We start from the raw sequence: 12,012 nt of genomic DNA on the forward strand, positions 1-12,012 counted from the left end.
TTTTTACGGATTTTTATAATTTAGGTCTTGATAACTATATTAATTCAAGATGAATGAGTTATTCATTGATATACAAATTAAAAGTCCACCCTTCTTATCTTCTCCCTTTACGTTCAAAAATAGATTCCTAACCTAGAACACTTTCCCTGCCAGCACCAACAAATTTACATATAATAACAAGAATTACTTTTTTATGAAATAAATGAATGAAGAGGGAGTTGATAGAGTGACAACTAAGGAAATACAGGATGCTATCATCAAGAACTATGGGAACCACCCCTTTACCTTTGTCCCTAATGTGGGTCAGATGGATTCGAGAGTTCAATATTATAGTCAAGGTACTGGCAAAGGGTTCTATTTTACCCCGGAAGAAGTGGTGTTTTCCTTTATAGAGAATACCTCCCCCAGCCATTTTAGGAACGGTGATGCTACAAATACGGATCAAGCGAGTCGAGGGATGGCCCTTACTTTACGTTTTCTTGACGCAAATCCGGATGTCAGGATTGAAGGACAATCCGAGGGATCCGGAAAGGTTAATTACTTGAAAGGAAACGATCCAGCGAAATGGATCAGAAATCTTTCTATCTATGAGAAGATCGTCTACCGGGATCTGTGGTCTGGAATCGATCTGGTCTTCAAGGGTAAGAACGGTCAACTCAAGTATGAGTTTGTGGTCCAACCGGGTGCCAACATTAAGGATATTCGACTTACCTATCGTGGGGCAGATGGGTTATCCCTCGATGATGAGGGAAACCTTCAGATTGAAACGCCATATGGAGTACTCATCGATGAGCGGCCTATCAGCTATCAGGAAATCAACGGTCAGCAGATAGCCGTGCCCAGTTCCTTTAAATTGAAGAAGCAGAAACAGGGAAAAAACTGTTACGGATTTAAAGTCGAAAATGGGTATGATTCGTGTTATCCTCTCATCATGGATCCGGGATTGGTTTATTCCACCTACTTAGGTGGAATGAGTGATGATTCCGGGGTGGGCATTGCTGTGGATACCGAAGGCAACGCCTATGTCACCGGAGTCACATCCTCTCTGGATTTCCCGACGTCACCCGGAGCTTTTCAGACGACGTCCGATGGTTTCCAAGATGCTTTTGTGACCAAGCTAAATCCAACAGGAAGTGCACTTGTTTATTCTACTTTCTTAGGAGGAACACAAAATAGTGATCAGGGGATTAGCATTGCTGTGGATGCTGCAGGCAACGCCTATGTTACGGGATTCACACTCTCTGCGGATTTCCCAACGACCCCTGGAGCTTTTGACACCACGTTCAAAGGTGGTTCCCTGGGACAGGATGCTTTCGTGACTAAGTTGAACTCTACAGGCAGTGCATTGCTTTATTCCACATTTTTGAGTGGAACAGAAGATGATGAAGGAATTGACATAGTTGTGGATGCTGCAGGCAATGCCTATGTTACAGGGAATACCACCTCTATGGATTTTCAAACCACCTCCGGAGCTTTTGATACTGTGCACAATGGCGGTTTCTATGATGCTTTTGTGACCAAACTAAATCCAGCAGGAAGTGCGCTTGTCTATTCCACTTATTTAGGTGGTACCGGTTTTGATCAAGCAACTGGAATTGCTGTAGATGCTGCAGGCAACGCCTATGTCACAGGATTCACAGACTCTATGGATTTTCAAACCACCTCCGGAGCTTTTGATACAACGTACAATGGCGATCCCTTTGATGCTTTTGTGACCAAGCTGAATCCCACAGGAAGTGCGCTTGTCTATTCCACCTATTTAGGTGGTGAGCTTAGTGATCAAGGAAATGGCATCTCCGTAGATGCCGCAGGGAACGCATATGTCACTGGACTTACAACCTCACGGGATTTTCCGACGACACAGGGAGCATTTGATACCACGTACAATGGCGGTCCCTTTGATGCTTTTGTGACCAAGCTAAATCCCACAGGAAGTGCGCTTGTCTATTCCACCTACTTAGGTGGATCGAGTGATGATCAAGGAACTGACATCTTCGTGGATGCTGAAGGGAACGCCTATGTTACGGGATTTACACAATCTCCGGATTTTCCGACAACTTCAGGAGCTTTTGATACCACGTTCAATGGGGGATCTGACGCTTTTGTGACAAAACTGAATTCTACGGGAAGTGCACCGCTTCTCTATTCCACCTACTTAGGTGGAAACACTGGAGAACAGGCATTTGCCATTGCTGTAGATGCTGCAGGCAACGCCTATGTAACCGGATTTACAATCTCTGAGGACTACCCGACGACTTCTGGTGCCTTTGATACCTCGTACAATGGGTTCTCTGACGCTTTTGTAGCGAAAATTAGTACAGTACCATCTACAACCCCGATGCCTATCGCTAACGTGAGTCCAACAAGTATAAATTTTGGAAATCAACCCGTAAATACAAGTAGTTCCTCGCAAACAGTTACAGTAACAAATACAGGAACAGCAGATTTAATAATCAACAACGTTATGATTGCAGGGGAAAACCCAACTGATTTTCAAGTTGTTTCCAATATGTGCACAATCGTAAACCCTGGAAACAGCTGCACTATCCAAGTAACATTTAATCCTACTACTCCAGGAACAAGAAGTGCTACTTTAAATATCTTTGACAATGTCTCAGATAGTCCGCAGCAAGTATTGTTAAATGGAAATGGCCTCCCTAGTGCAGATTTAATGATTACTAAGAATGCTTTCGTAGTCCCAGCGGGAAGGAATAGAAAACAAATTACGTATACTATTACCGTCCTGAACATGGGGCCTAACACTGCAAGCAATGTGGTGGTTACCGATCGATTACAATCTAACACTGACTTTGTATCAGCAACTACAAGTCAAGGGACGTTTACTGCACCTAGACGTGGAAGATCTGGTACTGTAACCTTTACTCTTGGTAATATTTCAGCAGGTTCTAGTGCGAATATGACAATAGTTGTTACGGCTAAAGCAAATGCATTCGTTACTAATACGGCTACAGTAAGTTCCAGCACTTTTGACCCAGGCCCTCATCCAAATTCTGCAAGTGTAATCATTGATTCAACTGCCGGTAACCTAAATGATACCGGTAGTGATGAAAGCAGTGGTGACCACCATTAGCATTATCGACGTCATAAACGATAATCTCTAACAGCAATTTTGTAACTATGTAAATTCACTAATCAAAGGTTAAAAATAAGCCCATCTCAATGAGAAGGGCTTTTGTTTTATTAGTGGAACCCCTTAATAAAAGAATTATCTAGATAGCTATTATAGACTGCTATAAGTATATGTAAGATAAACATCTAGCGCTTGAACAAACACCTACAACAACTTACCTATTTAAACTTACACCTCTCATATGGGGTACGAAGACGATTCTGGATTCCAGGGACCACTATGGAAAACTAACAATCAAGAGTTATAAATGAGAATAAAATTGTTTCATTAAAAGGGCGCTTTTCTTGAATAAGAAGGCGTCTTTTTGTAATGAGTAAGATTCTAGATCAATACATTTAAGGGATTAGATTATGTTAACATATTTAAGAGATTGTGAAGGTTTCTACTTAAACTCACGGGTGATTCAATTGAATAACATGTAAAAAGATCATCTTATTAGGTGATCTTTTTTATTTGGTCTAATAGTTGTCTAAAAGTTAAACTTTCAAACAATAAAATTGTTTAAGGGATTATGATTACAAAATTTATACATTTTTTAATCAATAATTAAATATTATACGACTTTAGAGTCGATCTTTTTTTCACTGTTTCAGATAAAAAAGTTACTATTAGAAAGCACATGGGAATCAAATTTATGGTGATAATATTTTATGAATTAGAAAAAAATAGTGTTTAGGAAAGGAGGGATTGAGAATGTCTGTGAAAAAGTGGGTAACAGAATTGGTCGTTGTGCTTGCAATGGTTGTAGTTGTGACAACTTCAGGCTCACTTGGTGTATTTGCCGAATCCGGTGTTGTAACTCAGCCTATGGAGACGGTGAAATCGATTGAGGTCCAGTTGAACGATGATTACTTTAATCCGAAAGTCATCACTATTCCGAATGGAACAACCACAACGTTGATATTGAAAAACAAAGGTAAGAAAAAGCACACCTTCACAGTGGAAAAGCTCGGAATTGACGCCGAGGTCCAGCCAGGAAAAGAAAAAAACATTACCGTGAAACCAAAACAGCCCGGTACATATGAACTGATATGTCGGTACCATTTCCAGGAAGGAATGGTTGGAAAAGTAATAGTCAAATAAAAAGCAGGGCCAATATGAACTGCCCCATCAATGTTAGACATTAATCTAACATTGATGGGGGTTTTTTTAATAGGCAAAGGAAATCTCCTTATTATTACCCAGACATCATCAAAACAGCTAACTTTTAAACAGTTGTTCTCTCCTTAGTAATATCGGTTAAGTTTTAGAGAGATTTTTTAATAAGCTTATTTTTCATTACACAGGATATTGATGTTTGGATTATTAATAATAGTTCCACCGCTAATAAATGGTAAATATAATGTATGGTAATGTATAAACCATTAAGAATGAGGTGGAGAGGTGTTTTTTTTAAAACCTATTTCTGATGAGGTTCGTTTATCTCAAATCATATTCAATAAACATAAAAAAACGATGAAGCTCATTTTAGGGTCTATTTTTGCCTGTATTGCTGCTATTTTACAGGCTGCAGGTGGCTTTTTACCAGGTATAGGATATTTATTAAGTCCGCTTGCTACTGCACCTATTCTGTTGTGTTCTATGTTTTCCATTCCATTTGGAGTAATATCCTACTTTCTGACAATTATGTTGTTATTCATCCTACAGCCAACTGAACTAATTGTCTTTCCTTTTACAACAGGATTGTTAGGACTTTGCATAGGGGCATCTTTTTATTTTTTTAGGAAGAGGTTAAGTATTATTGCTACTGGTACAATTCTTTTAATGTTAGGAATGATGAGTCTATTATTTATTCTTCAATTTCCAGTTTTAGGTCCAGTCGTCTCTGTTTCCTTTTCATTTCTTACAACTGGAAGTATCTTTTTATTTGCTTTCCTTTATAGCTGGTTATGGGTTGAAATTGCTTTAATTATTTTTAAAAGATTAAAAAGGATTATAATTTAGTGATCCTCCATCCATTGGTTTTAATTTCGATTCATTAAATACATGTAAGAGATTTATATAGTTATGATTCATGGAACTATTTCAAAAACAGTGCCTTGGTTAAAATCAGTCACTTTCATAGAGCCATAAACCCCTAAATATAATCTGGTTTGATTCAGATTTGTTCCCAAATTAACATAATAGGCTGATTGGGACCCAAAATCATAATCGGTTTGTATCACACTAAAATCATTTTGTTTTCCATTTGGTCTTACGATGGTATAAGCTAAACCCCCTCTAACCTGAGGTTGAGATTCTTTCCGGGCAAGATCGGTAAACACAACACTTCCTGTTAAACCAGGGATTCTTTTCCCCATATAGGCTTGCACTCCTGTAAGTGCAGTTCCTCCAAACTTATCGGGTCTGGTATCTTTATGAAAATAACTAGTTAAAGGCTGAAGACGACTCCCTGAAAGGGTTATTGCTTCATTGTAATAAGCAATTGTTTTCTCATCCAAAGTTGGATATTTAGTGCAGCCTCTTATAATCGAAGCAGGAAAAGCACCTTCCCAACCTCGCCAGCCAAAGTTAATAAATCCTTCTTTGTCAGGTTCAGAATTCATGAAAGAAGCTTGAATAAGCTGAGTAACCGGTATTGGTTTATAATGAACGAATGAAAAAATCGACTCGACCAAATCCTGGCCGACATTTCCCGCATATTTAATATACTGATTATAAATCCTTTGAAATGAAATACCTGGTATATTGCGAACTCCTTTGGCCATTACCGTGAGCGTTTCCTGAATAGTTGTGGGAAGTTCATTAAAACGTGTGACAATGGGTGGGTTATTGATGTATGTATTCTTACCTACATCAATTTCAATTATTTTACCAGCGATTTCTAGATCGTTCTGGCTTAAGTTAAATGGATCATAGCCTGAGCCACCATCGCCGGTTGTTAAAACAAGTTTTCCTGTTTCAGGTGAAAAGTTTAAACTATTGACCCCATTATGATTTGAAAATGGTCTTCTTAAGTTCAGTAATGTCCGTCGTTTTTGGGGTTGACCGTTCGATTGTAAAATCCATTCTTCAATTGTATCAATATGATCATATTGAGTTTCTCTATTTATCCACCTTAGGTTTAAAGTTCTAGGATCACACGGGTTAGGCTTAAAAGATTCAGGAAGAGCACCTGGTCCTTCGCTCCCAGCTACTGAATAATGAAGATAAAACAGACCGTTATAATAAAATTTGGGATGAAACGCTAGCCCTAGCAATCCCCGTTCATCATATCCGCCACCAGAAACACCTAGTTTTAGGATTCGCCGGCGAATATCTAAAAAAGTCCTTAAACTTGAGTTTCCTATGTAAAAGATCTCTCCTACCTGGGTTGCGATAAATAACCTTTCAATTGAGTCACCTGGAAGTATAGTTGTTTTCATAACAGTAGGTAAATTTATCTTACTTGCAATGGGCCGTAAACCAACCTTAACTTTTATCAACTGACTTTGCACTCCTTCTTAATTGTTTTCTTTTATAAGAATATGAGTAGAACTGTCTATTAGTACAAATTAGGCAGGGAATCTGACATGGCATTGCACCACTTTCCGTACCACCGTAATTTAACGAAAGGAGTGCGTATATTCCATATAATTTAAAAATTTTATATATTGTTAAGAAAATTTTATTTTGGTTTAAAAAGGGATTAATCTAACTTAAGAAGTGCATTTCTTTAATAAGGAGAAATGCTCTTTTTTTATTCCATTATAGGGCGGCTATCCTTGAACAAGGATAAGCGCTCTTTTTCATTAAGGGCCATTTAATGGAATAAGCTTATTGAACTTCCGTGTAAAAATAAGCTTTTTTAATCCTTTCCATTTCCCGAAGATCCTTCTCTATTTTATTTTGTCTTAAATAAAACCTTATTTTACATGTTGAGTGCACCTGAGACTTCAATATAATTCCCCTCAATAACATTCATAACTATTGTCTTTTTAAGGAATACACAAACAATTTTCCAGACACTATCCTAGAGAAGGAGAAAACAGAAATATCAAAAATATCAAAAATATTGAAAAATAACTCTATACATTTTCATAAATAATGGTATTATATACAAGTGAGATTAATTATCATTATCACCGAGGGAAAAAGGAGTGTACATATGTTTCGCAATAATAAGTTATTTTCGATCATGTTATGTGTTATCGCATTGATGCTGCTTATAGCAGGGTGTGGCAACAAGGCAACAACAACGACAAGTAATGAGAAGGAGGCAGCTTCATCTCAAGAGCAAGAGGAGCGCGTTGTTAAACATGCTGGAGGAGAGACAACGATTAAAGGCACCCCTAAAAGAATCGTAACATTATATCAAGGTGCTAATGATACAGCTGTGGCACTTGGTGTGAAGCCTGTTGGTATCGTTGAGTCGTGGGATCAACAACCCATCTATGAATATTTAAGATCTGATTTAGAAGGTGCTACAATTGTTGGACAAGAGTTGCAGCCTAACTTAGAAGAGATTTCAAAATTGAAGCCAGATTTAATTATTGCTTCTAAATATCGTCATGAGAAAATTTATCCGCAATTATCTAAAATCGCTCCAACGATTATGGATGATACCATTTATGAATGGAAAGATACGTTGAATTTAATGGCTGATGCATTAAATAAACAAGATAAAAAAGCTGAATTATTAGCTGAGTGGGATACCCGTGTAAAAGATTTCAAATCACAAATGGGTGACAAGTTACCGATTAAGGCGACTATTACTAACTTCCGCTCGGATCATATGCGAGTTTACTATAATAGTTATGGTGGATCAATTTTGAAGGAATTAGGGTTTGAGATACTTGAACGCCCTGCAGGCACTGAGGGGGAAGATTGGGGAGAAAAGATAACTTCTAAGGAACGTATTCCGGATTTGAACGCCGATACATTCTTCAACTTCAATGCCTCTAAAGATTCTGAACTAGTTGAGAAAAACTATGAAGAGTGGACAAATCATCCGCTATGGAAAGAGCTTGATGCTGTGAAAAATGATAAGGTTTTTCAGGTTGACGAAGTGTACTGGAGTGCAGGTGCTGGTTATAAGTCAGCGAATTTAATGCTTGATAGTTTATATGAAATTTATGAATTGGAAAAATAAGGAATAAGCTTATGACAAAAGAGAACCTGCTGAGAAATGAACAATCAATGTTCATCATTGAAGCAGGTTTCTTTTATATTGAACGAAGTCAAAGATAAAAATGGTGATTAAATGGTACAACTTGTAAAGCAAAATAAAGGGAAGATATTTGGCTTATTTTTTTTAATCGTTTTATTATTCGTTTGTATGTTATCGAGTTTGCTGTTTGGTAGTACGCATTATACTCTGGCTGATATTTACAGCATGATAACGTCGTTTAATGCAAATGATTTAACGCATATCATAATTTGGAAAGAACGTTTCCCGCGGATGGTGATTGCAGTCGCTACTGGGGCTTCGCTGGCAGTTGCTGGCGTCATTAGCCAATTGTTGACCCGCAATCCGTTAGGCTCTCCGAGTGTACTGGGGATTAACTCTGGCTCAATTTTCTTTATTGTTGTCTTTGTTGTTTTATTCAAAGTGTCAGATTTAAACATTATTGTTTACTTCGCTTTTTTAGGAGCGCTAGTGGCAGCTATTTTAGTTTATTTGCTCGGTTCATTAAGCTACTCAGGGACTACATCTCTCAAAATTATTTTAGCTGGGATTGCCGTTAACGCGATGTTTGTCTCATTTACGCAAATCATTTTATTAATGAATCAAAAAGGGATGAATGACGTTTTGTTTTGGATGGCAGGAACGATTAGCGGCCGGACTTTAGACATGATTATAGCTGTTTTGCCGTTCTTATTTATTTCTCTCATTTCGACGTGTTTTTTAGGACGGTCTATGAATGTTTATGCTTCCGGCGAAAGCATTGCCAAAGGGTTGGGACAAAATGTAATGTTAATGAAATTGACACTGCTTGTGTTAATGGTTGTGCTTGCGGGTGGTTCATTAGCTGTCATTGGTAACATTGCGTTTGTCGGTTTGATTATTCCACATTTAGCTAAATCACTTGTTGGAAATAGTTATGTTTGGCTGACACCTTATTCTACTGTCTTAGGAAGTATTTTTTTACTGGCTGCAGATATTAGTACACGGCTGATTAATCCGCCTGCGGAAATTCCTTTAGGTGTTATTACAGCATTTATCGGAGCGCCGTTCTTTATTTATATCGCTTTTAAAGGAGGGCGTGAGCGTGGAAAATCGATGGATCGTTCGATCGAAACATGAGAACGTATCATTTTTTATGATAAAGAAAGATGTTTATAAAACAATAGCAGTATTGGTTAGTTTGTTATTCGTCATGCTAGTAGGGTTGATGGTTGGGAGCGACATTATACCATTTCATGAGGTGATTCAATATACATTTCATATAGCTCCGATTGAGAATGAATTTGCACTTGGAGAATTAAGGATGCCCCGTGTTTTGTCGGGAATGATTGTCGGAGCATCACTTGCTGTAGCTGGTTTAATTGTACAAGGGATCATTCGAAATCCGCTTGCTTCACCGGATGTCATCGGTGTCACAGGCGGTGCTTCTGTATGTGCAGTTTTATTTTTAACCTATTTTAGCGATGCATTGGGTGTTCAATGGACGCCTATCTTTGCTGTTATTGGTGCAATTATGACGTTCTTCATTATTTATCTTTTTTCACTGCATCCATCGATCACCGCAAATCGAATCGTGTTAATTGGCATCGGTTTAGCAACACTTGCGAATGCGGTGGTTATGTATATTCTTGTGACGTCTGCTTCGTTTTCATCTGAACAGGCATATTTATGGCTGACAGGAAGCTTATATGGCGTCAATTGGTTGCAAACAATATCGATACTTGTGTCATTTGTTGTCTTATTTTTCATTATTATGTGGTTGAAGCGGAAGTTTGAGTTGTACAGTTACGGTGATTCAGTTGCTGAACAGTTAGGGTTAAATTTGAGGCGATTTAGAATCATTTTTTTGTTCTTTAGTGCATTGCTTTGTGGATTATCAGTTTCGATAGCAGGAGGAATAGGATTTATTGGTTTGCTGACGCCGCATATTTCAAGGAGAATTGTTCATCATCATACGTCACTCCTATTCATTACGACAGCGGGTATCGGTGCTATATTAGTCGTACTTGCAGACTGGATAGCTCGCATTGCCTTCCAACCGTTAGATATTCCAGTAGGTGTCTTTACATCCGGTATCGGTGCACCATTCTTCATTTATTTACTGATTAAAAATCGAAATTCATTTTAAGGATGATCAAAATGAGCAGTATTGTTATGGACGAACTGAAAATTTTTGATATACATTTAGAACATGAGAAGCTTAAGGAAATCGCGATAAATGATTTGTTAAATGAGGAAAAATGTTTATCGTTTCTACAAAATCAAATGTTAGAGATGAAAGCGCCGAATTTATCAGTAGCAGCTTCAATACTTTCGAAAAGATATGCTTATCTCGTCGTGTCGTCCACTTTATATAGTATGGTCGAATTCAACTGTGTCCTTAATTTGCCGGTAAAAGCATGCGCATTAAGTAAAGAACGTCAATTATGTATTCAAGCAGGTATGTGCAAATGGCAGGAAGTAAAGAGTATAGAGAGGGAACAATGGCGTGAAAACGTGCTGCGTGACCTTTTTGCATCTCATATTACCCCGGTTTTAAACATATTGAGAAAAGCATCCCGTGTTCCTTCATCAATATTGTGGGAAAACGTAGCCATTCGAGTTAACTCTATTTATCGGAAAATATTAGCGAAAGAATCGGATCCGATGAAAATTGAACGCCTAAACAGCGATTTCCATTTCTTGAAAAATGCGAGTGGAAACTTGTTTAATTTAGAAGAAAATCCGATTAAACATTATCTGAAAATTGGAGAAGAACTTAAATTAAATCCTTGTCGGAAAACGTGCTGTATGTACTATAAATTAGAAGAGGATGTTGAAGGAATCGGTTATTGCGGCAATTGCCCAATTAAAAATAGGCAAACAAAAGTGAGGGGGGTAATGCAATGAGCGAAATAAAAATAAATGTTAAAGATATAACATTAGCATATGGTGAAACTATCATCATTGATTCATTAAATTTAGCAATCCCTAAAGGGAAAATCACCGTTTTCATCGGTCGAAATGGATGTGGGAAATCGACTTTATTACATGCAATTGCCCGACTACTAAAACCACAAATAGGTAGCGTATTTCTTGATGACCGAGACATTTTGAAAATGAAATCAAAAGAAGTCGCCAAAAAGTTAGCCATCTTACCACAATCACCCACCGCCCCGGAAGGCGTAACAGTGGAACAGTTAGTGAAACAAGGTCGTTATCCATACCAAAGTACATTCAAGCAATGGACAAATGAAGACGAAATAGCTGTTAATCATGCTTTAACAGTAACAAATATGAAAGAATTGCAAGATCGACATGTCCACGAATTATCTGGCGGGCAGCGTCAAAGAGCTTGGATAGCCCTTAATCTTGCTCAAAATACCGATACCATTTTATTAGATGAACCAACAACGTATTTAGACTTAACGCACCAAATTGAAATTTTAGACCTGCTGTATGATTTGAATAGAGAAGAGAACAGAACAATCGTCATGGTTTTGCACGATATTAATTTAGCATGTCGTTATGCGGATCACCTCGTAGCGATAAAAGATCAAAAAGTTTTCATTCAAGGTGCTCCCGAAAAAATAATAACGGGAGAAAACATCGAACGCATTTACGGACTAAAATGTCGCATTGGTGTTGACAGTCAATTCGGCACACCAATATGTTTCCCAGATGGAAAAGGGAGGAAAATTGAAATAAATAATGAATTATGTGAATTGGTGTTTGGCTAAAGGGTGCTTTACATCATAACCATCTTCAACAAAAG

Annotated in this window: 9 protein-coding genes; 8 read left to right on the forward strand and 1 reads right to left on the reverse strand. The window is 37.9% G+C overall.

Translation table 11 applies throughout. The annotated features are described in order from the left end of the window. The first annotated feature begins 226 nt into the window (after window positions 1–226). The 3 genes from GMB29_RS11815 (at window position 227) to GMB29_RS11825 (ending at window position 5,095) form a co-directional block, all read left to right on the forward strand. The gene (locus GMB29_RS11815; protein ID WP_196305245.1) at window positions 227–3,091 is read left to right on the forward strand and encodes a DUF7948 domain-containing protein; all 2,865 of its coding nucleotides are present in this window, start codon (window positions 227–229) and stop codon (window positions 3,089–3,091) included. Between the two features lie 753 nt (window positions 3,092–3,844). Further along, window positions 3,845–4,234: a cupredoxin domain-containing protein gene (locus tag GMB29_RS11820; protein WP_136358788.1), complete on the forward strand. Its 390-nt coding sequence runs from the start codon at window positions 3,845–3,847 to the stop codon at window positions 4,232–4,234. 300 nt (window positions 4,235–4,534) lie between these two features. Beyond that, window positions 4,535–5,095: a hypothetical protein gene (locus tag GMB29_RS11825; RefSeq protein WP_136358787.1), complete on the forward strand. Its 561-nt coding sequence runs from the start codon at window positions 4,535–4,537 to the stop codon at window positions 5,093–5,095. 68 nt (window positions 5,096–5,163) lie between these two features. On the opposite strand, the gene GMB29_RS11830 is transcribed toward GMB29_RS11825, so the two are convergent. Beyond that, window positions 5,164–6,576, reverse strand: a complete 1,413-nt coding sequence (locus GMB29_RS11830) for a PQQ-dependent sugar dehydrogenase (protein ID WP_136358786.1) — start codon at window positions 6,574–6,576, stop codon at window positions 5,164–5,166. A 662-nt stretch (window positions 6,577–7,238) separates the two neighbouring features. Here GMB29_RS11830 and GMB29_RS11835 point away from each other — a divergent pair. The 5 genes from GMB29_RS11835 to GMB29_RS11855 all read left to right on the forward strand — a co-directional run bounded on the left by GMB29_RS11835 (window position 7,239) and on the right by GMB29_RS11855 (window position 11,977). Then, the gene (locus GMB29_RS11835) at window positions 7,239–8,222 is read left to right on the forward strand and encodes an ABC transporter substrate-binding protein (protein WP_136358785.1); all 984 of its coding nucleotides are present in this window, start codon (window positions 7,239–7,241) and stop codon (window positions 8,220–8,222) included. A 111-nt stretch (window positions 8,223–8,333) separates the two neighbouring features. Further along, window positions 8,334–9,377, forward strand: coding sequence for a FecCD family ABC transporter permease (locus GMB29_RS11840; RefSeq protein WP_136358784.1), 1,044 nt, complete (start codon window positions 8,334–8,336; stop codon window positions 9,375–9,377). Further along, window positions 9,343–10,386, forward strand: coding sequence for a FecCD family ABC transporter permease (locus GMB29_RS11845; protein WP_136358783.1), 1,044 nt, complete (start codon window positions 9,343–9,345; stop codon window positions 10,384–10,386). Before GMB29_RS11840 ends, GMB29_RS11845 begins: the two co-directional genes overlap by 35 nt. Window positions 10,387–10,397: 11 nt before the next feature. Next, on the forward strand, window positions 10,398–11,147 hold the full coding sequence (locus tag GMB29_RS11850; protein ID WP_168733982.1) for an IucA/IucC family C-terminal-domain containing protein: 750 nt from the start codon (window positions 10,398–10,400) through the stop codon (window positions 11,145–11,147). Then, window positions 11,144–11,977, forward strand: coding sequence for an ABC transporter ATP-binding protein (locus GMB29_RS11855; RefSeq protein WP_136358782.1), 834 nt, complete (start codon window positions 11,144–11,146; stop codon window positions 11,975–11,977). The genes GMB29_RS11850 and GMB29_RS11855 overlap by 4 nt, the downstream gene beginning before the upstream one ends. Window positions 11,978–12,012: the final 35 nt, after the last annotated feature.

The organism is Metabacillus sediminilitoris, assembly GCF_009720625.1.
Lineage (GTDB): Bacteria > Bacillota > Bacilli > Bacillales > Bacillaceae > Metabacillus > Metabacillus sediminilitoris.

Excerpts from the sequence above, each read along its gene's own strand:
- GMB29_RS11850 (WP_168733982.1), top strand. The coding sequence starts at position 10,398 with ATGAGCAGTATTGTTATGGACGAACTGAAAATTTTTGATATACATTTA.
- GMB29_RS11820 (WP_136358788.1), top strand. The coding sequence starts at position 3,845 with ATGTCTGTGAAAAAGTGGGTAACAGAATTGGTCGTTGTGCTTGCAATG.
- GMB29_RS11855 (WP_136358782.1), top strand. The coding sequence starts at position 11,144 with ATGAGCGAAATAAAAATAAATGTTAAAGATATAACATTAGCATATGGT.
- GMB29_RS11840 (WP_136358784.1), top strand. The coding sequence starts at position 8,334 with ATGGTACAACTTGTAAAGCAAAATAAAGGGAAGATATTTGGCTTATTT.
- GMB29_RS11835 (WP_136358785.1), top strand. The coding sequence starts at position 7,239 with ATGTTTCGCAATAATAAGTTATTTTCGATCATGTTATGTGTTATCGCA.